Source organism: Arthrobacter sp. MMS18-M83, assembly GCF_026683955.1.
Lineage (GTDB): Bacteria > Actinomycetota > Actinomycetes > Actinomycetales > Micrococcaceae > Arthrobacter.
In genome coordinates this window covers 2,130,273-2,151,297 of sequence record NZ_CP113343.1, presented here as the reverse complement: position 1 = coordinate 2,151,297, position 21,025 = coordinate 2,130,273, and the positions used below count along the sequence as shown (strand labels likewise).

The window sequence follows — 21,025 nt, the reverse complement described above, 5'->3', positions numbered from 1 at the left end:
CGACTCCGCATCGCGGCCTCAGACAGGTCGGTACTAGTCGGCGAGGATGTGGTACAGCGCTCGCCGTGCTTCGTCGATCTTTTCCATTGCGGCGGTCCGCTGTTCGTCAGTTGCGGCAAAGCGGAACTGGTGGATGACTCCCATGAGCTTTGCCACGCTCTGGTGAAACGCGGGTCCTGATCCTTCCGAATCGATATTCCACGCATTTTCCAGCTCCTCGGCATGCTCGGCTACGTATGCCTTCCCCGCATCAGTGAGTGTGAATTCGGTGCGACGGCCTTCGCCGACGGGTGCGATGAGCTCTTCGTCAACGAGCTGCTGCAGCGTGGGATAGACCGAGCCCGGGCTGGGGCGCCATGATCCGGAGGTCTTCTCGGCAATCGTCTTGATGAGTCCGTACCCGTTGGATGGTGATTCGGCCAGCAAGGAGAGGATCGCGAAGCGAACATCGCCCCTGTTGGCGCGCCGGGGGCCGCCGGGACCAAAGCCTGGTCCAAACCCCGGTCCGAAGCCCGGCCCGAAACCGCGGCCTGGTCCGAATCCGCGGCCTGGTCCGAATCCGCCGTGTCCGTGGGGTCCGCGACGGCTCCGGCCGCGTCCGAAGCGTTCCATATCCGGACCGCACTCTGTGTGCTTGCTTTCATGAATGCCCTTCATAGCGGCATCGTCCTTTCGGTGTTTGTGAGAGTTGCCCTGAGGGCCGCAGTTTGTTCTGCGATACTTAACGATATATCGGTGAGTGTCGTTAGACAAGAGTTGATGCTATGTTCCGGAGCGACCGCACCCTCAGGGCCGTCGTGATCGAGCAGGACAGCTCGTTCGCGCTGCTGACCAGGGACCAACTGGAATTCAGGCTGACTGGCCGGCTCGGCTACGGACGGGCATTGAACACGAGAAGGACGGCTTCGGAGCTACTGCCGACCACGGACTCGGCGATGGCTGCCGATCTAGACCTCCAGTCCGCGGCACAAGCTATTCTGGAAAGGCCTGAGTACAAGCGTTATCAGGACCTGTTGGTCTTGAGCGCCGCGGGCCCGCGGATCGTTACGGTATCGGATATCTTTGCCGCCGTTTCCGTGCAATTCCGCCACGCTTCACTGCACGACCCGTTGACCGGGCTGCCCAACCGGCGGATGCTCGAAGAGCATTGCCCCGACATCAGCGCCGGGCTGCCCGGCGTGGGAATCCTGTTCATTGACCTTGACGATTTCAAGGGCGTCAACGACACCTGCGGCCATCGTGCCGGGGATGCCGTCCTCACGGAGTTCGCCCGGCGCCTGTCGCGCAGCGTTGGACCCCTCGGCTCCTTGGCCCGCTTGGGCGGCGACGAGTTCGCTGTCCTTCTCACCGACGTCGATGAAGACACCGCTTGTGGGATCGCTGCCGGAATCCTGGACAGCATGGAAGAGCCGTTCGAACATGACGGCCGGAAGATCGCAGTGAACGTCTCCCCGGTCCAGTTCGCCGCCGGAACGTTCCATCCGACATACGAGCCGCCCTGAACCGCCACGGCATTCCTGCCCGGATGCTGGAAATTGAGATCACCGAAGGAACAGCGATAGTGGACGTCCCCTCCGCGGCGTCGCAGTTGCGGGAACTGATCGACATGGGCGTTGGTGTTGCGTTGGACGACTATGGAAGCGCCTATTCGTCCTTGGCGATGCTTCGGGTCCTGCCGCTGACCACGCTAAAAATCGACAAGGCGTTCATCAGGAACATCGATATTGAGCCGCACACTGCGACTATTGTCCAAGGGCTGATCCAAACCCTCAACGCCATGGGGGTCCGGGTCACGGCCGAAGGAGTGGAACGCCAGGAGCAACTGGACATCCTGCAGGATCTCGGCTGCGACACAGCCCAGGGCTATTTGATCTCGCCGCCGATGGCTCCCTCGGAATTTGGGACGACTGAACGACACGGAGGACAGCTAGTGAACGAACAACTTACAACCATCGAGGTCCAAGAATTCCTGCCACATCCGCCTGCCAGGGTTTGGCAGGCACTGACCGAATCAGAGCTGATAGCCTGCTGGTTGATGGAAAACGACTTCCAAGCAGTGGTCGGGCAGCAGTATCAGATGCGCGGAATTCCGGTTCCGGCGGTCGGATTCAGCGGCCTGGTGGCCAGCGAAGTCCTTGACCTCGACGCCGGAAGGCGTCTGCGCATTTCGTGGCGGGACGCGAACTCCGGCAATAGCCTCAACAGCACCGTGACATGGTCGATCTCCCCGGAAGGTACGGGCACCCGGCTGTCCCTTGTCCACGACGGGTTCGATCCCAATGAACCAACCCACGTCGCATCGCACCGCATCATGAGCGCGGGATGGCAAAACCACGTGCTCCCGCGGCTCGTCCAGACCCTGTCCGAACTCGACGGCGCCGCCCCCTACCGCGCCGAACCCGGCAATTAAGGCAAACAATGCAATTCGTGGTCTTCTACAGCTCGGAGCCTTCGGCGCTCCCCGGTCTTCAAGCCGTCTATCCCCGGCATGTTGAATATTTGCAGGGCTTCGCCGCTGAGGGCGGCCTGATCGGTATCGGGACGTTCAACAACCCGGCCGTGAACGGTTCGATGGGCATCTTCACCAGCAGGGAAAGGGCGGAGCAGTTCATCGCGGGGGATCCCTTTGTCCTGGAAGGGCTGGCAGTACCCGGCGAGATCCGCGAGTGGAACGCCGTGATGTTCAGTCCGCAGGACGGCGGTTGACCTAGCTGGGCGCAGGTTGCTGCATTGCGCCGATCGCTGCGCCACGGGCCCAGTGAGTGTCGTCAACGTCGATGACAGCAATGGGTACCTCGCGGGCATGGACTTCGCGATCGTGCCTCCGTCCGGCGTCAATGGCTTCCCTGGCTGCCGTTGCGAGACCGACGCCTTCCCCGCTGAGGATGATCAATTCAGGCATGACCAGGGCTGAAGCGATGGTGAGCAGGCGGCCCAAGGCGAATCCAGCTTCATCGACGAGCGTTTTGGCAACCCCTCCTTGGGCCGAGAGTTCGAGCAGTTCCGCGTATGGCACGGGCCTACCCATGGAGGCCAAAGCCCTTGACTCGAGGCTGGGCTGGCTCAACATGACATTGGCGCAACCTCGGTGGCCCAGATCGCAAGGCGGCCCAAACGGATCCAGGGGAATATGGCCGGCAGTGCCCAAACCGGAGTTGGCATCGGTGATCATCTGGTGGTTGATGACCAGACCGTAGCCGACGCCCGCGCCTATGGTGAGAACCACCAGATTCGCAATGCCACGGCCGGAGCCTAGCCAATGTTCCATCAAGGTCAAGGCGTTGAGGTCGTTGATGATGCTGACAGGCAAACCCAGCCGATTTTTCAGGAGGTCACCGAAGGGAACGTTTTCCCACTTGAGGAAGGGTGCCCAGCTAATGTTCCCGCCGTCCGTGACCTGGCCGCCGAGGCACACTCCAACTGCGGCAACTGGTTGGGGAGCTGATTGCTCAACTCTACGGACCAGGTCTGCCACGAGATCGGCTACGGCTTCGGGCTGCATTGAGCCGATCGGGGCTTCCGCGGTGGCGATCACGTCGGTGCGCAGGTTGACCAGTGCGGCCGACGCATGCGTTCCCGTGAGCTTCACACCGACGAAGTAGTGACGACCCGCAACGATTTCCAACGGTTGCGTAGGGCGTCCGGTGGGGCCGACATGCCGTGATTCCGTCTCAATGATTTCACCCGCTGTCAGCAAGGGTTTGGTAACCCGCGTGAGGCTTCCGGCAGACAGACCCAGCTTTTCGGCCAGTGCACTTCTGGACAGCGGCCCGTCAACGAGCAGTTGGTACAAGACGTCCCGGGCGGAGCTTGGCGCACCCAGCCACGTGGGGTGGGCGGGGGTTGGCTGCGAGTCCATGTCGCCTCCTCATCGATGGGCTTGTGCAAGACTATCGCAGGATTTCTGATTTTTGTATCAAAAGTTATCTCAAGTGAATCGCGAGCGGATTGGTGGTTTGCATCACATTTCTACAAGCTATTGACAGTTGAGACTTCTACCGCAAAACTTTCAGTACTTCACATACGGCATAGTCGCCCAGCAAGGGAACTCATCAATGACGATTCAAGAAACCCACGCCGGCCCTCCCATGAGCACGGACCAAGACTGGTTCAGGAGCGCAGTGGTGTACCAGATCTATCCTCGCAGCTTCGCCGACTCCGACGGCGACGGAGTCGGGGACCTTCGCGGCATTATCGGCCGGCTCGATTATCTGAACAAGCTGGGCGTGGACGTTCTGTGGTTGTCGCCTGTGTACCGCTCGCCACAGGACGACAATGGGTACGACATCAGCGACTACCAGGACATCGACCCGATCTTTGGAGACCTGGAAACTCTCGACGAGCTCATCGCCGGATTGCACGCCCGCGACATGAAGCTCGTTATGGATTTGGTCGTCAACCACACTTCCGACGAACACCGGTGGTTTATGGAATCGCGCTCCAGCTTGGAGAACCCGAAACGGGATTGGTACTGGTGGCGTTCTCCGAGGGGCGGCGCGGAGCCGGGTTCCGCAGGCGCTGAGCCGAACAATTGGGGTTCCGCCTTCTCCGGGCCGGCGTGGGAATATGACCAGACAACGGGCCAGTACTACCTTCACCTGTTCTCGAAGAAGCAACCCGACCTCAACTGGGAAAACCCGGAAGTGCGGGCGGCCATCTACAGCATGATGAATTGGTGGCTGGACCGGGGCGTGGACGGTTTCCGGATGGATGTCATCAACTTCATTTCGAAGGATCAGCAGCTACCTGATGGGCCCAAATCCGACGACAAGCTCTACGGCGACGGCGGTGCTCACTTCATCTGCGGTCCCAGGATCCACGAATTCCTGCAGGAAATGCACCAAGAGGTGTTCGCGGGGCGGGACCGGCAGTTGCTGACCGTCGGTGAGATGCCTGGAGTCACGGTAGAGGACGCTGCTATTTTCACTGATCCCGCAAGGCATGAAGTGGACATGGTGTTCCAATTCGAGCACGTCGCCCTCGATCAGGAAGACGGCAATAAATGGCGGCCAAAGAAGTTGCTGCTCACCGAACTGAAGAAGTCCCTGGCCCGCTGGCAGGAAGGGCTGGCGGCCTGCGGATGGAACAGCCTGTACTGGGGAAACCACGATCAAGCCCGGGCCGTGTCCCGCTTTGGGAACGACGGCGAATACCGGGAGGTGTCGGCCAAGATGCTGGCGGGCATCCTGCATCTGCACCGGGGCACTCCCTACGTGTATCAAGGGGAGGAGCTGGGCATGACGAATATGTCCTTCGGCGCGATCAGGGACTACCGGGACATCGAAGTCCTCAACCACCATCGCGAGGCCACCACGCATCTGGGCCACACCGATGCCGAAGTACTTGCAGCCCTGGCGCCCCTGAACCGGGACAACGCCCGGACCCCCGTTCAATGGGACGGGAGCCGGAATGCGGGGTTCACCACCGGAGCCCCATGGATCGCAGTCAACCCGAACGCTCGCTCCATCAACGCTGCCGCCCAGGTTGAGGATCCTGATTCTGTTTTCAACTTCTACCGCGAAGTCATCGCGCTGCGCCATCGCGATCCCGTGGTTTCACACGGCGACTTCAGCATGCTCTTACCCGAGGACGAACACGTATATGCCTTCAACCGTTCGCTGGATGGCACGGAGATGCTTGTCATCGGCAATTTCTCATCCGCCGAGCGCATGGCCGACATCGACGATGATTCCTGGGCTACCGCAGAACAGGTACTAGCCAACTATCCCGCGGAGAAGTCGCTGCGCCTTCGCCCTTGGGAACTCAAAGTCTTTCGCCGCAGCGCGTGATCCGCTGTTCCAACCTTCCCCCTAACCTCTCCCAAACCGTCATCCCAAACCCTGCGGGTACTCGCTGCCCGAAATGCGAAAGGTCCAGCCATGATGAAAAAACTCTTCACGCTCTCCTCCATAGCCCTTTTGGCGGCCGCCGGCCTCACGGCTTGTGACACCGGCGGCGGTGGTGCCCAGCCCGCCGCGGTGTCCACCCTGGCAACAGGGGCCGCTGTGTCCGGGGAAATCACCTTCTGGCACGCCTACAGCGCGGGCGGGGGTGAGATCAAGGCCTTGGAGAAGACCATCATCCCGAACTTCGAGAAGCTCCACCCCGGCGTCAAAGTCAAGGCCGTGCAGATCCCCGACAAGGACATGCACCAGAAACTCGTCACGGCGGCTGCTGGTACCAGCTTGCCGGATGTCATCCGCGCGGACATTGTCACCGTCCCTGAGCTGGCCAAGATCGGCGTGCTGACGCCGCTGAGCGAGGCCATGCCGGACTTCCAGTCCTGGGCCGACAAAATGTTCACTGGTCCGCTCGCCACGAACAAGTACAACGGCAAGCTCTGGGGCCTTCCTTTGGACACCAACACCAAGGTGGTCATCTACAACGATGAGGCGCTCAAGGCCAACGGCATCGCTTCCGTTCCGAAAACTATGGACGAACTCAAAGCAGCTGCGGACAAAGTGGGAGGCAAATACATCCTCGCCGAAGGCGGCTCCGGGGCATGGCAGATGCTTCCTTACATCTGGTCCAACGGCGGCGACATGACTGATCCCGACGTGAAGAAGTCCGCAGGCTACTTGAATGGGCCAAAATCCGTCGCGGCCCTGCAGCTGATCGTCGATCTTTACAACAAGAAGGCCATTCCTGGAGTAATTCTCGGGGGCAGCGGCGGAACGCCAACGGGCGACGGCTTGCCGAAGGGCATGTACCCGACCATTGTGGACGGCCCGTGGACCTTCCCCAACATGGCCACGTCCTACCCGACATTCCAGCCAAAGACGTCACCGATGTTCAGCGGCGACGGCGGCAGCGTCAGCGTGGTGGGCGGCGAAGACATCGTCATGACGCAGCAATCCAAGAACAAGGAGCTTGGTGCCGAGTTCATCCGCTACATGCTGTCTCCGGACGCCCAAAAGGCGATGGGCCAGGTAGGCCAGCTGTCCGCGGAGAAGGATATGGCCGAATCGATGGCATCCATCCAGCCCTACTATGCAGCCTTCCTGGAGCAGCTCAAGACCGCCAAGCCTCGGCCGGCCACGCCGCAGTGGGCAAAGGTTGATGACATCTTCACCAAGCAGGCCCAGCTTGCACTTCAGGGCAAGCTGACCGCCCAGCAGGCAATGGATGCCGCCGTGGCACAGATCGATCCGCTCTTGGCGCAAGGCTGATACATGACGTCACAAGGTGTTCTCCGGAAACAAACAGTTTCGTCGCCCTCCACGGCCCGGCCTCGCAAACCGGGCCGTGGAGGGGCGAGCCGCAGGCCTTCCCATTGGTGGGTGCCGTGGGCGTTCGCGGCTCCCGGGTTGATTCTGTTCTTGCTGACCACTGGATACCCGCTGGTGCGCTCCCTGCAGATCTCGTTCTACAAGTGGTCCGTGCTGCCCACCCAGGCAAGTACCTTCATCGGACTGGACAACTACGTTCGAGCCCTGGCCGATCCCCAGTTCTGGACGAGCGTGGTCAACGCCGGCGTGTACCTGTTGATGTCCGTTCCGGCCACCGTTGCACTGGGCCTGTTCTTCGCGGTCCTCCTCCAGAAGAAGATGCCGGGCCGTACCCTCTTCCGGGTCCTGTTCTACATTCCTGTGGTCACCAGCTGGGTGGTGGTCTCCCTCTTGTTCAAGTTCCTTTTCACCACGGACAACGGTGCGGTCAACTGGTTCATTACGGACTTTCTGTCCCTTTCCGATCATGCCGTGCCGTGGCTTGAACAACGCTGGACAGGACTGATTGCCATTTCCCTCCTGGGGATCTGGAAGAACCTCGGATGGTGCTTGGTGGTGTTCCTGGCGTCGCTGGGCGGTGTGGGGGAGGAGCTGTATGAGGCGGCCGCACTGGACGGTGCGAATGCCTGGCATAAGTTCGTCCACGTGACCCTGCCCGGAATTCGAGGAACACTGCTGTTCGTGCTCGTCTTGCAAGTGATCGGGGCATTCAATGTTTTTCCCTCAGTCCTTCTCATGACCAACGGCGGACCCGCGGGAAGCACAGAGGTTCCCCTGACCTATATGTACAAGCAAGCGTTCTCGTTCCTGGACTTCGGCTATGGCTCGGCCATGTCCTTCATCCTCGCGATCTTCATCTTTGTTGTGTCGTTCGCCCAGTTCAAATTCTTTGGTGAGAAGAAGGAGGCCCTGCGATGACGGCGATTTCCCTCAAGCCGAAAAGCTCGCGCGAGGCGGACAAACCGTCCAGGAACGAACGCTCAAAGCGGCCGTTCAACATCTGGCTGCTAGTCCGCGTGGCGATCGTCGTGTGCGGCGCAGTGATGATGGTGGCGCCTTTCATGATCATGGTGTCCACCTCACTGGAGCCCAACACGGCCACGCTTCCGAATCCTCCGCATTTCCTGCCGCAGACGCTCACCTCAGCAAACTACGAGGAAGCCTGGACGGAGAACAATTTCGCTGGATTCTTTGGAAACTCAGCTTACGTTTCAGTGCTGACCACCGTGGCGTCAGTGGTCATTTCGTCAATGACGGCCTTCGCCTTCGCCCGTTTCGACTTCCCGCTCAAGAACTTCATGTTCTCCCTGCTGCTCGCGGGATTGATGATCCCGGGCATTGTGGTGATCGTCCCGCAGTTCGTCCTGGCGAAAAGCCTGAATATGCTCGACTCCCTGGAAGGCCTGGTGTTTTTCTACACGGCCGGGCAGATTGCCTTCACCACATTTCTTTTGCGGGCCTTTTTCGAAAGGGTCCCCAGGGAATTGGACGAAGCCATGACGGTCGATGGCGCGGGGATCCTCCGCAAATTCCTGGTCCTGTACATCCCCCTTGCCCGTCCGGCCCTGGCCACCGCCGCGGTCTTTTCCTTCCTCGGCGCGTGGGATGAATACGTATGGGCCCTGACTGTCATCAGCGACGCCACTAAGCGCACGCTTCCCCTCGGCATCGCGGCTTTCCAAGGCGAGCACTCGACCGCGTGGGGCCTCGTGTTCGCGGCCTCCACCCTCGCTGTCATCCCGGTGATCGCCGTCTACGTCGCGGGACAAAAGCACCTCATCGCCGGAATCACCACCGGTGCCGTCAAATAGGCGCGAAGCGTCACAACACCCAAGGACACCCACATGGCTCAACCCCTCGACATTCTCCCCACTAAGGCGAGCTACTCGCCCACGGAACCGGCCGCCGTCGAACTCTGGATTCCCGACGGCGTCACTGCCGCCCTCACGGTTTGGCACCTCGGCGAGCGGATCCAGACGCACGAAGGATGCGGTTCCGGAATTCTTAGCCTGGGCCCTCTCGGCCCGGGTGGCTATGGCGTGGAACTCGAGGCCGACGGCAAGACCGTCCGGACCGCCGTCGAGGTCGCCGCGGACCCGAGGGCACGCTTGAGATACGGTTTTGTAGCCAGCTATGGGCCGGACAAGGACGTGCAGCCCGTTGCCGAACTCGTCCGCAGGCTGCACCTGAACGGCGTCCAGTTCTACGATTGGGCCTACCGCCACGCGGACCTGATGGGTGGCGGCTCCGAGTATGTAGATGCCCTTGGCCAGACCATTTCCCTGGCCAAGGTCAAGGAACTTGTGAGGACCATCCAGGCGGCGGGATCCCGGACACTCGGCTATGCCGCCGTGTACGCGGCCGGTCCCGGCGAATGGCACAACTGGCAGCAACACGCCATGCTCACGCCAAGCGGCGAACCCTACGCACTGGGAGACTTCCTCTTCCTCCTGGACCCGGCGGCCCAACCGTGGCTCGCCCATTTCACCAAGGAACTGGCCGACGCCACATCATCCCTCGGATTCGACGGCTTCCACCTGGACCAATACGGATATCCCAAACGCGCAGCCACTCCGGATGGTGCCCTGGTGGACGTCGCAGATTCATTCGTCCAGCTGATCGAGGGCGTCCGGAACGCGTTACCCACCAGCCACTTGGTCTTCAACAATGTCAATGACTTTCCCACATGGCGCACGGCTCCGACTCCCCAGGACGCCGTCTACATAGAAGTCTGGCCGCCGCACACTACTTTGGGTTCCCTGGCCGACGTCGTCAGCCGGGCAAAGGCTGCGCGCCGAGACCAGCCTGTGGTGATCGCTGCGTACCAGCACGTGTACGACACTGCCGACCAGCAAGCTGCCGACAGGGCAACTGCGCTGACCATGGCCACACTGTTTTCCCACGGAGCAACGCAGCTCCTGGCCGGTGAAGGGGACCGGGTGTTGGTTGATCCGTACTATGTCCGCAACCACCCCATCAACCAGGAAACAGCGGCCTTCCTGGCGCGTTGGTACGACTTCCTCGTGGAACACGACGAATTGACCATGGATCCCGCGATCTGCGATGTCACGGGATCCTACGCGGGGACGTACAACGACGATCTGGACATTTCCTACCAGGCCGCGGCGGTAACAGACCGTCCTGAGCCCGGGGCCGTCTGGCGTCGCGTCACCAGCGTGCCCGGTGGATTCGCCATCCACATGATCAACTTGCTGGGCCAAACAGACACCGAGTGGGATGAGCCGCGCGCAGTGCCGCAGTCACCGGGCGGAGGGCGCCTGCGCATCCGGCGGACCCGGGGTACGGTACCGCGCATTCGGTACGCAGATCCGGATCGGCAGTCAAGGCTCGTCGATGTTCCCGTTGAGCTCGACGGGGACTGCGCGACGGCGATTCTTCCGCCGCCACACCTCTGGCAGCTCGTTTATGTGACGGAGGAACCCGCCACTGCTCAACGAATGCCGGCGGCTTAGGCTCCCCCTTACCGCGGAGGTCAGTCAGAGATCGACGCCGGTGCGGCCAGTTCAGCCGTGGTGGTCGCCGCCCAGCTGGCGAGCAGTTTCAGGCGTTCGTCACTCGCGGACCCAGGTTCGGCGGTGAACGCGAACATCGTCCACCCGGGGTTGGCCGGCAGTTCCATTGCCTCGTAGCTGAGCTCGAGATCTCCGACCACCGGGTGGTGGAGGCGCTTAGTGCCTGTTCGGTGGAAGCGGACGTTGTGGGCAGCCCAGAGTGTGCGGAATTCCTCGCTCCGGGTCGCGAGCTCGCCCACCAGATCGCTTAGGCGCTTGTTATGCGGTTGGCGTCCGGCGTAACTACGGAGGGTGGCGACAATATCGTTCGCGCCCTGCTCCCAATCGGGGTAGAAGGTGCGTGACTCAGGGTTGAGGAACACGAACCGGGCGTTATTCACGGGACGGACGGGATCGGCAAAAAGCGGTGAGTAGAGGGCTCGGCCGAGCGGGTTGGCGGTGATGAGATCCATGCGCTCGTTCCGCACCCAGGTGGGGGCGCCTGTAATCGCGTCCATGAATCGTTGGAGGCTCGGGCGCACCTGCTGCGCAGGGGTGACTGCCCGACGGCGGCGGGCTGGCCCGGGCTGTGCGGCCCGGGCGAGGTCGAACAAGTGAGCGGTCTCGGCTTCGTCCAGCCTGAGGGCTTGGGCGATTGCTTCAAGCACTTCGTCCGACACCCCTGTGAGGTTGCCGCGTTCCAGCCGGGCGTAGTAGTCCACGCTGACCGAAGCCAGTGTTGCTACCTCTTCCCGCCGCAGGCCGGGCACCCGCCGGTTGGCACCTACTATGAGATTCACTTGATCCGGGGTCACCTTGGCCCGGCGGGAGCGCAGGAACTCACTCACATCGTTTCGACTGTCCATGGTTTCAGGCTACTTCCGGTGGTGGAACTGTGGGAGGTGCTGCCAGTACACGGTTCCTACCGCGAAGGTCCCGTTGAGGCTCAGGTGAAAAACAGCCGTGGGCGGATACAGCTTGTTGCTGTGTCCGCCCACGTGGGTCGTTGGGTTGGGAGTTAGTGCCCAGGGCCGCCGGTTTCGGTTGCGGTGACCTTGAAGTTCGCATCGAGTTTGACGGTGGCGTGGGTGCCGTCCGTCTTGGTGATGTGTGCTTCGTAGGCGGCGCTGCCGTCGTCTTCGGTGGTCATGTTCTCGACTGTGGCACCGGAGTTGGCGGCGAGGACGGCGTCCTTGACCTTGGTGGCGGTGTCGCCGGTGAGGTCGGTCTCATTTCCGTGGTTGCCGTGGCCGCCCTTACCGCCTCCCGGGCCGCCGGTTTCGGTTGCGGTGACCTTGAAGTTGGCATCGAGTTTGACGGTGGCGTGGGTGCCGTCCGTCTTGGTGATGTGTGCTTCGTAGGCGGCGCTACCGTCGTCTTCGGTGGTCATGTTCTCGACCGTGGAACCGGAGTTGGCGGCGAGGACGGCGTCCTTGACCTTGGTGGCCGTGTCACCCGTCAGGGCTGTTTCGTTCCCGTGCGCGGCCCCTTTCGATGCAGGTGCGGACGGGCTGGCGGTGGAGGTGTCAGTGGTTGCGGCGTTGGCCGGCAGGGCCATGGCGGTAAGAGCGCCGCCGCCTGCGACGGCGCCCATCAATGCAACGCCCGCAGCGATTTTCCGGACTTTGTTCACGTTGGTGCTCCTTAGAAGTTCAACTCCGACGGTTTCGAAGCTAGCTCCATCCTGGAACCCCATACTTTCGTGCCTCTGTACCTACCCTGTGCCTGGACTGTGACAATTCCTGCTGACTCACAGCGAGCGGATCCCGGCGCCAAATGGCGACTAGAGGTTGGTCATCTGTTCTGCGGCGTCGTTGTAGCGCCCACCCTGCACCTGGATCTTGGACGCAGCGTCCTGAATCTCGCCCAGTTCCTTCTCAGACAATTCGACGTTGGCGGCGCCGATGTTTTCCTCCAAACGGTGCAGTTTGCGCGTACCGGGGATCGGGACGATCCAGGGCTTTTGCGCGAGGAGCCAGGCCAAAGCGATCTGACCGGGCGTCGCACCCTTGCGTTGCGCGATGCTCGCCAGCAGTTCGACGACGGCGGCATTGTGCTCAAGCGCTTCCGGTGCGAACCGGGGGATGGTGCTGCGGATGTCGTTGCCGGCGTCGAAACTGGTGGCCGCGGTAATGGTTCCCGTCAGGAAGCCTTTGCCGAGCGGGCTGTAGGGCACAAAGCCAATGCCCAGTTCCTCACACGCGGCCAGCACTTGCTCCTCGGGACGGCGCCACCAGAGCGAGTACTCGCTTTGGACAGCGCTCAGGGGCTGCACTGCATGAGCCCGGCGAATGGTCGCCGCTGAAGCTTCGGACATGCCGAAGTGCTTCACCTTGCCGGCTTCAATCAGTTCCTTGACCGCTCCCGCGACGTCCTCGATGGGAACATCGGGGTCCACGCGGTGCTGATAGTAGAGGTCAATGGCGTCGACGCCGAGCCGGCGCAGCGAGCCGTCCACCACACCCTTGATCACCTCGGGGCGGCTGCTCACGCGACCGCTTGGCTTGCGTTCGGCGGGATCGATGTCCCACCCGAACTTCGTCGCGATCACCACCTGTCCCTTATATGGGGCGAGAGCTTCATATGGGGCGAGAGCTTCGCCAACCAGTTCCTCGTTGGCGTACGGACCATAGATTTCGGCGGTGTCGAAGAAGGTCACGCCCCGTTCCGCAGCGGCGCGGATCAGCGAGATCATTTCCTGCCGATCCGGCTTTTCGCTGTATCCACCGGTCATGCTCATGCAGCCCAGCCCGACGGCGGAGACCTCCAGACCGTTGGTGCCCAGTGTGCGCTTTTCCATGGTTAGTCCTCCAGTGTTGTGGAAACGGGGGGTGAGCCTTGCCGTCAACACTAAGGAAACGTCAGTACTGCAGGGAGTCCCTGTCAGTACCTCTCTCAGGAGGGATCTCATGGGGGAGCTCCCGACGACGGCAACCCGCCGCCGTCGGGAGCTGGAACTGCGCATCAGCACGCCGGTCGGTTACGAACGTCGCTCGAGACATGCTGCTTGAGCAGCGAGCCTCCGGCTTCTGCCTTCAGTTCACGGTTTTCAACCATGACCTGCCCGCGCAGGACCGTCATGCTCGGCCATGCGGCCACCTCGTAGCCCTCCCACGGAGTGTAGTCGGCCTCGTGCAGGTCCTCAGCGTGGATGGCCCGCTTCACGGTGGTGTCCAGGACCGCCAAGTCGGCGTCACTGCCCACCGCGATCACGCCCTTCTGCGGGTACAACCCGAGGATCTTCGCCGCGTTGGCGGAGGTGATGTCAACAAAGCGGGTGAGATCGAGACCGCGTTTGGCCACCCCTTCGGTGTAGGCGACAGCCATGCGCATCTCGACGCCGGCATGACCGCCCGTGGCGTCAAGAATGGTCTTGCCGCGGGTCTTCACCTCGAGGTCCGTGCACACGCCGTCGGTTGCCAGGGTGCTGAGTGAGCCTTCGAGCAGCGATTCCCACATGGAGTCGCGATCCGTTTCCGATTTCAAGGAAGGGTAGGTGTGGTAAATCGCGCCGTTCTTCTGTTTGTAGTCCTCGGCCGTGAAGTAGGCGTAGTGGGGGAGGATCTCGCCGTAGACCGCTTGACCGCGTCCCCGCGCCTCACGGATGGCGTCCACGCCTTCGCGGGCGCTGACGTGCATGAGGTAGATGGGCGCACCGACGTGCTCGGCGAGCGTAATGACTCGCTGGAAGGACAACTTTTCCGAGAGGTTGTTGTGGGCGTGGTGCATGTTCTCCAGCCCTATCCTGCCTTCGCGCTGCAATTGCTTGTAGGCATACATGACGATGTCGTCGTCCTCGGCGTGCACCGCCAGCATTGCCCCGGCCTGGGCTGTTTGTTGCATGAGTCCCCACATATTGCCGAGGTCCGTCTTCTGCTTGGGGCGCGTCGGGGTGGTGTTGGTCATCCAGACTTTGTAGCTTCCATGGCCGGCTGCGACTGCGTCGGGAATCTGTTCGAGCACTTCGAACGGAATCTCCGGTTCCTTGAACGTGCCGTGCAAGGCGTAATCGGTGTAGCTTGACCCAGCCCACTCGGCCGATTTGCGGGCAAAGGACTCCGAGAGCTCATCGCCGGGTTGCCAATGCGCGAAGTCCACCAGGGTGGTGGTGCCACCGTAGATGGCGCCCTCACTCACGCGATCAGGGCCAAAACACTTGATTCCGCTTTCGGCTGCCGTCGGAAGAACGGAGTTGGTGTGCACATGCGGGTCCACGCCGCCGGGGACAACCAATTGGCCGCGGAGATCGACCGTACGTGTCGCCTCTTCCGTGGGGCCGAGGCCAGTCTCCCGGAGGGAGACAATCTTGCCTCCCGCTATGCCGATGTCCAGGGTTTTGGCGCCAGACGGGGTAACGACCAGGCCGTTGGTGAGAACGAGATCAAGCATCAGGGGGTCGCGCCTTTCAGAGTTGGTGAGGGGTCACTGTTGGTGAGGTTCAAGGGAAAACGGTGTGGACGTGAAGTAGCGGGCGGCGAGCGAGACTTTTACCGAGGCGCGTGCGTTGACCAGCTGGGAGACAGAGACATCCGCGGCCGCGCTCATCAGCATCGCCGTTTTCTCCCGGGTCCACTTCCGGTCGGCCTGCAGGAGTTCGAGCATGTCGTCGAGCGCAAGCCGGGCGGCGTCGTCGAGCGTCTCGCCGTCACCGATCGTGATGACGGACCCCCCGGACAAGACCACAGGCCGTTTGACGGTGACCCCGGCCAGAACGTTGCAGGAGAGAACAACGCTGCCCTCAACCTCCACGGCGGTGAGGGAGCACTCGCCGTCGCCCTGTACTGCGTGGAGGTCTCCGGCATAGAGCAGGGCGTGGGCGCTCTGGACGGGCAAGATGACGGCCGAGCCTGCGGTCACGTCCTTGCAGTCCATGTTGCCGCCGTGCACCCCGACCGTGCTTGAATTGGGATTTTCATCGGCCGGTGCTACGCCCATCTTGCCGATCATCGGCCGAACGGGAATCCGGATATCGTCGTCGAACCGGACATTCCCGTCCTCAATGTCGACAATCCGGCCGGATCGGCCCAGTCCATCCGTGAAACCGCCACGCCCAGGGAGCGTGACCATTGCGCCCCGATCGGCGATTCGGATCTCGTGGACGTCAATGCGAAGTGTGTCCCCCGGACTGACCCCGCGGACAGCCACCGGCCCCGTCACGGGGATCGACAGCTTCTCGTACTCGCCGGTCCGTTCGAACAAGCCGCCAGTCAGCAGGCTCCTTGCGCTGAGCGAGAATAGCTCGCCCTGGCCCACTTCGATCACGGGAGTCGCGTCACGGTCAAAGGACCCCGACGCCGATTCATGGCTTGCGTGGAGCATGTTGAGCATTCTGCCCCTTTCGTTGAGGCGGTGGGGAAAACCTAGGCGGTGGGATAGACGGGCAGTGCCCACTTTTGATCGGCGGCAACACGCCCGACGACGGACTGACGATAGGCATGCTGCAGCTGGCGGGTTAGCTCGCCGGCCGTTCCGTCGCCGATCGGCGTGCGGTCCACAGAAGAGACGTGGTTGATTTCGGCGGCGCTGCCGCACACGAAGACTTCGTCAGCCGAGTAGAGTTCCGTGCGGTCGATTGCCCGTATGTCCACGTCGACGCCGAGCACGTTTCGTGCCAGATGAAGGACGCTGTCCCTGGTTATTCCCTCCAGGATGCTGTCCGTGGCGGGGGGTGTGCACAGCCGGCCTTGGCGGACCATGAACACGTTGTAGCCTGCGCCTTCCGCAACATGGCCATCTTCGGTCAGCAGAAGAGCCGCGTCGTATCCGTTGCGTCGAGCCTCCAACATGGCGAGGCGTCCGTTCTGGTAGTTGGCGATCGACTTGACCCTGGGCGGCATGGAGCGGTCGGACAGGCGGGCCCAACTGCTGATCTGCACATCCAGTCCGCTGGCCCCGAAGTAGTTGCCCATGGGGATGGCCGCCATGAATACGGTGACCGGTCCAGTGTCTTCGGGCTTGCCATCACTCGAGTCGACGAATACTTGTGCGCGCATGTGGAGGTTCCCGCGCAAATCGTTCGCACGCACGAGGCCGAGCAATTGTTCGCTCAAGACGCCGATGTCGCGGGGCCCGTCGATTTCCACAACCCGCATCGAGTCAATCAGCCGGCGCATGTGGTCGGCCACCCGGAAAGCGTAGAGCTGCTGGTCCTCATCGCTCCAGTAGGCACGGAACCCTTCGAATACGCCGACGCCGTACTTCAATGTTGTGCTCAGGACATGGAGCTTGGCATCTGCGTACTCCACCAGTTCGCCATCGCGGAGCAGGTAACGAACGTTGGGTTCGAATGCGGGCGCCTTGGTGTCGGTCACAGTTGCGGATTCGCTCAGATTGGTCATTGTTGTCTCCAAATCTTGTTCGGAAAACAGATCAGGGGCTCGGCTTCACACCAAGGTTGACATCCGTCTTCATCTTACTGCCGGTGTTGTCACCATAATGAAGATGCTTGAAGGTCCTGTCAACAGTGACCATTGACACTCGATCAATGACTTCAATAAAGTGATGAAACTTCGATATGCAAATTCTCGGCAGGATGTCGAGTGGCTGGAGCCCGGATGCGCCAGTCAAAGATGACTTTCACCTACACCCGTCAACCGGATCGAGTGCCAATTGAGTGAAACTACGACAGTCGAGTCCCGGACTCCAGTGACGTCCCTGGGCGGACGTGCGTCGAACTGGGCCAAGCAAAGCAGGGCCTGGGCGTACAAACGATCAGGGACGGTCCTCGCCGTCGTCGCTGCCGGCATCATTGTGGGACTTCCACTTGCGGCGATTCTTCTCCGCCTTCCCCAAAACCCCCTACAACCGGACGTGGAATCCATGGCCCTGGCCCCCAATGCCGTTCATTGGTTTGGCACGGACGGCAACGGCATGGACGTGTTCTCCCGCACGATTGAGTCGGCGCGGCTCGACCTTCCCATCTCGCTAGCGGCGACGGCCATTGCCCTCGTCATCGGCGTTCCGTTGGGCTTGTTCGCCACTACCGGGATGGCTGGGGAAGCGATCATGCGGGTGGTTGACGCCTTTGCCGCGCTCCCCATCATCGTGATCGCGGTGGTTTCCATCCAGCTCATGGGCGGCGGAGCCACTGATGTCGTCCTCGCCATCGCCCTGGTTGCAGCACCGCGATTTGTTCGCCTGTCCCGGGCAGCGGCGATCTCGCTCCGCTCCTCCAGGTACGTCGAGGCTGCGGTCGCCATCGGATGTTCGCCCATCCGTGTGGCCTTCAACCACATCTTCAGGAACGCCTACGGCGTGATCCTGGTGCAGGCCACGCTGACCACGGCCGGGGCCTTGAGCACGATTGCAGCCCTGAACTTCCTGGGCGTCGGCGTCAAGCCGCCCCAGCCAAGTTGGGGCGCGATGATCGAAGACGGCGTCAGCATGCTGATCCGGGGTCAGTGGTGGGCCGTGGCGTTTCCCTCGCTGGCCCTGCTGGTGGTCATCGGCTCGCTCAACATCATTGCCGGCGCCATTGAGAACAAGATGGAACGAGTGGAGCAAACCCGATGAACAAGGCCCTCCAAGTCAAGGAACTCGAAGCCGAGTTCAACACTCCCAAGGGTGTGGTCCGAGCATTGCACGGAGTTTCTTTTGACGTGCAGGACAACGAGATCGTCGGAATTGTCGGCGAATCCGGTTCAGGCAAATCGACGGTAGTCCGTTCCATCACCAAGCTGTTGATGCCGCCGGGCAAGGTGTCGGCCGGCACTGTTACCTTCGCTGGGCGCAGTCTCCTCGGGCTGCCCGAGCGGGACATGCGCCAAATCAGGGGAAAGGACATCGGATTCATTGCCCAGAATCCGTTCAGCGCCTTGAACCCGGTGACCCGCATCGAAAAGCAGTTTGCCAATATCGCCAAGGCGCACGGCGTGAAGGTAGATGCCTCGGAGCGCAACCGCGCACTGCAGCTATTGGAATCGACGGGAGTCCGCGACCCGGAGCGCGTGCTGCGCGGTTACGCGCACGAACTCAGCGGCGGTATGGCGCAGCGCGTGGTCATCGCCATGGCGCTCTACCTTAATCCCCAGCTGGTAATCGCGGATGAGCCGACGACGGCGCTCGACCTTACCGTGCAGCGACAGGTGCTTGACACCCTTCGCCGCCTGACAGTCGTGAGCGGCCGCTCGATGCTGATTGTGACCCACGACCTCGGTGTGGTGGCCGCATACTGCAACCGCGTGCTGGTGATGTATCGCGGAAGCATCGTGGAACAAGGGCTCGTTGCCGACGTTTTCGTTCGTCCGCAGCATCCTTACACGATCTCGCTGCTCAACTCCGTGGTGCGTCCCGAAGACGAGACGCCGTACTTGCCAGGCAGCGCGGAGACCCCGGATGCCGGGGAGCCGGAATCACCAGACCCCTCGAAGGTCCAATTGTCCGAAGCCCGGAGGTCTTGAGAATGCCGCTCCTTGAACTCGTGGATGTCACGAAGATCTTCCGCACTCCTTACGGAGAAGCACGCGCCGTGGATGGCATCACCCTGTCCGTGGAGGCCCGCGAAACGCTTGGCATCATCGGCGAAAGCGGCTCCGGCAAGTCGACGCTCGGCCGCTTGATCCTGAGATTGGTCGAGCCGGACTCCGGATCCGTGGTCATCGAAGGGCAGGACGTGTTGGCCCTCAGCAGTGGCGAACTGCGCAAGAAGCGCCGCCATTGGCAGATTGTCTTCCAAGAACCTTTCGCTTCATTGAACCCGCGCCTGACGATCCGGCAGATAGTAGAGGAGCCGCTCGTCGTCGCCCGGATCGGCCCCCGCGCCGAGCGGCGATTGCGGGTCTTGGCGACCTTGGAAGAGGTTGGCCTTTCGGCTGATTTCATGGACCGGCGTCCGGCGAACCTGAGCGGCGGTCAACAGCAGCGCGTAGGCATTGCGCGGGCTCTGGTGACGAATCCCAGCCTGGTGGTCCTGGACGAGCCAACATCCTCGCTTGACCTGACCATACGGGCCTCGATCCTCCGTACCCTCGCGCGCCTGAGGGCTTCGCGGGGCCTGACGTACGTCTTCATTTCGCATGACATCGAAACTGTGCGGCATTTTTGTTCCACGGTTGCCGTGATGTATCGCGGAAAAATCGTCGAGGTTGGCCCTACCCAGGACGTGTTGATGGCGCCACAGCACCCCTACACGCAATCGCTCATTTCCGCCGCGCTGCCAGTGGTTCCCTATGCCGCAACCGTTGCCACCACGAATCTTCAGGGGAAGATTTCATGATCCGCTACATCATTTCAAGGCTCGTCATTGCAGCCTTACTGCTGTGTGGCCTCGTTACGCTCAGTTTTGGCCTCGTATCCCTTCTTCCCGGGGATCCGGCGGTGGCGCTGCTGGGCGAATACGCGACGCCGGGGGACATCGCCCGTATTCACGCTGAGCTTGGCCTGGACCTGCCTTTCTGGGAACGCTACCTCGAGTACATGTCCAGAACGCTGAGCGGCGACCTCGGCCATTCGCTCTTCACCGGCAGTTCGGTATCCGTTGAAATCATGACCCGGCTCCCCAATACCTTGATCTATTTGATTCCCGGACTCGCCTTGGCCCTCATCATCGGCATGGCGAGCGGAACGGTAGCGGCGTACCGCTACCGGCGCTTTGCCGACAAGACATTCACATTCTGGATATCCATCCTCATGGCGATGCCGGAATTCGTGCTGGCCCTCTTGCTGTTGTTCGTCTTCTATCAGCAGCTGCGGATCGCGCCCGCGCCAATAGGCATGCTCTCCAGCGCCCAGATAACCCCGCCGCACGTCACGGGGTCAGTTCCCATTGACGCAATAATTGCCGGTCAGTGGGCCACGTTTTCGTCAATCCTTGGCCGCGCAGTCCTTCCCATCGTCACCATGGGCCTGTTCTTCGCGGCACCGTTCGGCAAGACGGTGCGCTCTGGCCTCTTGCAGGTGCTCCAATCGCCACAAATCGAGTTTGCGAGGGCCTGCGGACTGCGTCCAGCCCAGGTGTTCCGGTATGCGCTCAGCGACATTCGCGGCTCACTCATGACCTACTTGGTACTCCTTTTTGCGGCGTCCCTCAGTGGCGCGGCGATTGTGGAAAGCGTGTTTTCCTGGCCTGGGGTGGGCAGTTGGTCGCTCGACGGCGTGCTCAAAGGTGACGTTCCCGTCATTCAAGGATTTGTCCTCATCATGGGATCCACCAGCTTGCTCGGCTATGTCATTCTCGACGCCCTGATAACCCTTCTGGACCCCCGCACGCGCAGCAAGGCGGTGGCAGGACGACGTCAGCCGCGGGTGCGCTCAACGCCTGCGATCACCTCAGCCAACTCCTGAGAA

At 61.6% G+C, this 21,025-nt stretch carries 20 protein-coding genes; 12 read left to right on the top strand and 8 right to left on the bottom strand.

Annotated elements, in window-relative coordinates:
- Positions 1 to 33: 33 nt before the first annotated feature.
- Positions 34 to 657, bottom strand: a complete 624-nt coding sequence (locus tag OW521_RS10140) for a PadR family transcriptional regulator (RefSeq protein WP_268025083.1) — start codon at positions 655 to 657, stop codon at positions 34 to 36.
- A gap of 107 nt (positions 658 to 764) precedes the next feature.
- Between OW521_RS10140 and OW521_RS10135 the strand changes: the two genes are divergently transcribed.
- Genes OW521_RS10135 through OW521_RS10125 form a run of 3 tightly spaced genes read left to right on the top strand, consistent with a single transcriptional unit; the run spans position 765 to position 2,706 of the window.
- The gene (locus OW521_RS10135; RefSeq protein ID WP_326494028.1) at positions 765 to 1,502 is read left to right on the top strand and encodes a GGDEF domain-containing protein; all 738 of its coding nucleotides are present in this window, start codon (positions 765 to 767) and stop codon (positions 1,500 to 1,502) included.
- A gap of 23 nt (positions 1,503 to 1,525) precedes the next feature.
- Positions 1,526 to 2,410: an SRPBCC family protein gene (locus tag OW521_RS10130; RefSeq protein WP_268025081.1), complete on the top strand. Its 885-nt coding sequence runs from the start codon at positions 1,526 to 1,528 to the stop codon at positions 2,408 to 2,410.
- An 8-nt stretch (positions 2,411 to 2,418) separates the two neighbouring features.
- Positions 2,419 to 2,706, top strand: a complete 288-nt coding sequence (locus OW521_RS10125) for a YciI family protein (protein ID WP_268025079.1) — start codon at positions 2,419 to 2,421, stop codon at positions 2,704 to 2,706.
- A gap of 1 nt (position 2,707) precedes the next feature.
- On the opposite strand, the gene OW521_RS10120 is transcribed toward OW521_RS10125, so the two are convergent.
- Positions 2,708 to 3,859: an ROK family transcriptional regulator gene (locus OW521_RS10120; protein ID WP_268025078.1), complete on the bottom strand. Its 1,152-nt coding sequence runs from the start codon at positions 3,857 to 3,859 to the stop codon at positions 2,708 to 2,710.
- Between the two features lie 196 nt (positions 3,860 to 4,055).
- Here OW521_RS10120 and OW521_RS10115 point away from each other — a divergent pair, with 196 nt between their 5' ends.
- The 5 genes from OW521_RS10115 to OW521_RS10095 all read left to right on the top strand — a co-directional run bounded on the left by OW521_RS10115 (position 4,056) and on the right by OW521_RS10095 (position 10,702).
- Positions 4,056 to 5,789 (top strand): glycoside hydrolase family 13 protein, encoded by a 1,734-nt coding sequence (locus OW521_RS10115; protein ID WP_326494027.1) that lies wholly within the window; start codon positions 4,056 to 4,058, stop codon positions 5,787 to 5,789.
- A 90-nt stretch (positions 5,790 to 5,879) separates the two neighbouring features.
- Positions 5,880 to 7,169, top strand: coding sequence for an extracellular solute-binding protein (locus tag OW521_RS10110; RefSeq protein ID WP_268025076.1), 1,290 nt, complete (start codon positions 5,880 to 5,882; stop codon positions 7,167 to 7,169).
- A 150-nt stretch (positions 7,170 to 7,319) separates the two neighbouring features.
- Positions 7,320 to 8,147 (top strand): carbohydrate ABC transporter permease, encoded by an 828-nt coding sequence (locus OW521_RS10105; RefSeq protein ID WP_268025074.1) that lies wholly within the window; start codon positions 7,320 to 7,322, stop codon positions 8,145 to 8,147.
- Positions 8,144 to 9,040, top strand: a complete 897-nt coding sequence (locus OW521_RS10100; protein WP_268025072.1) for a carbohydrate ABC transporter permease — start codon at positions 8,144 to 8,146, stop codon at positions 9,038 to 9,040. The genes OW521_RS10105 and OW521_RS10100 overlap by 4 nt, the downstream gene beginning before the upstream one ends.
- Before the next feature lie 33 nt (positions 9,041 to 9,073).
- Positions 9,074 to 10,702, top strand: a complete 1,629-nt coding sequence (locus OW521_RS10095; RefSeq protein ID WP_268025070.1) for a glycoside hydrolase family 66 protein — start codon at positions 9,074 to 9,076, stop codon at positions 10,700 to 10,702.
- Between the two features lie 20 nt (positions 10,703 to 10,722).
- Here the strand turns inward: OW521_RS10095 and OW521_RS10090 are convergent, their stop codons facing one another.
- The 6 genes from OW521_RS10090 to OW521_RS10065 all read right to left on the bottom strand — a co-directional run bounded on the left by OW521_RS10090 (position 10,723) and on the right by OW521_RS10065 (position 17,079).
- The gene (locus tag OW521_RS10090; RefSeq protein ID WP_268025068.1) at positions 10,723 to 11,607 is read right to left on the bottom strand and encodes a helix-turn-helix transcriptional regulator; all 885 of its coding nucleotides are present in this window, start codon (positions 11,605 to 11,607) and stop codon (positions 10,723 to 10,725) included.
- Positions 11,608 to 11,759: 152 nt separating this feature from the next.
- On the bottom strand, positions 11,760 to 12,374 hold the full coding sequence (locus OW521_RS10085) for a PepSY domain-containing protein (protein WP_268025066.1): 615 nt from the start codon (positions 12,372 to 12,374) through the stop codon (positions 11,760 to 11,762).
- Between the two features lie 150 nt (positions 12,375 to 12,524).
- Entirely contained in the window at positions 12,525 to 13,541 is a 1,017-nt protein-coding gene (locus OW521_RS10080; RefSeq protein WP_268025064.1) for an aldo/keto reductase, read from the bottom strand.
- Between the two features lie 164 nt (positions 13,542 to 13,705).
- Entirely contained in the window at positions 13,706 to 15,130 is a 1,425-nt protein-coding gene (locus OW521_RS10075; RefSeq protein WP_268025062.1) for a dihydroorotase, read from the bottom strand.
- A 33-nt stretch (positions 15,131 to 15,163) separates the two neighbouring features.
- Complete coding sequence (locus OW521_RS10070) at positions 15,164 to 16,069, bottom strand: acetamidase/formamidase family protein (RefSeq protein WP_268025060.1); 906 nt, start codon at positions 16,067 to 16,069, stop codon at positions 15,164 to 15,166.
- A 32-nt stretch (positions 16,070 to 16,101) separates the two neighbouring features.
- Positions 16,102 to 17,079 (bottom strand): branched-chain amino acid transaminase, encoded by a 978-nt coding sequence (locus OW521_RS10065; RefSeq protein WP_268025058.1) that lies wholly within the window; start codon positions 17,077 to 17,079, stop codon positions 16,102 to 16,104.
- Between the two features lie 271 nt (positions 17,080 to 17,350).
- Between OW521_RS10065 and OW521_RS10060 the strand changes: the two genes are divergently transcribed.
- Genes OW521_RS10060 through OW521_RS10045 form a run of 4 tightly spaced genes read left to right on the top strand, consistent with a single transcriptional unit; the run spans position 17,351 to position 21,022 of the window.
- Positions 17,351 to 18,253 (top strand): ABC transporter permease, encoded by a 903-nt coding sequence (locus OW521_RS10060; RefSeq protein ID WP_268025057.1) that lies wholly within the window; start codon positions 17,351 to 17,353, stop codon positions 18,251 to 18,253.
- Positions 18,250 to 19,140: an ABC transporter ATP-binding protein gene (locus tag OW521_RS10055; protein ID WP_268025056.1), complete on the top strand. Its 891-nt coding sequence runs from the start codon at positions 18,250 to 18,252 to the stop codon at positions 19,138 to 19,140. The genes OW521_RS10060 and OW521_RS10055 overlap by 4 nt, the downstream gene beginning before the upstream one ends.
- Positions 19,141 to 19,142: 2 nt before the next feature.
- The gene (locus OW521_RS10050; RefSeq protein ID WP_268025055.1) at positions 19,143 to 19,955 is read left to right on the top strand and encodes an ATP-binding cassette domain-containing protein; all 813 of its coding nucleotides are present in this window, start codon (positions 19,143 to 19,145) and stop codon (positions 19,953 to 19,955) included.
- Positions 19,952 to 21,022 (top strand): ABC transporter permease, encoded by a 1,071-nt coding sequence (locus OW521_RS10045; RefSeq protein WP_268025054.1) that lies wholly within the window; start codon positions 19,952 to 19,954, stop codon positions 21,020 to 21,022. The genes OW521_RS10050 and OW521_RS10045 overlap by 4 nt, the downstream gene beginning before the upstream one ends.
- The last annotated feature ends 3 nt before the right edge of the window (positions 21,023 to 21,025 follow it).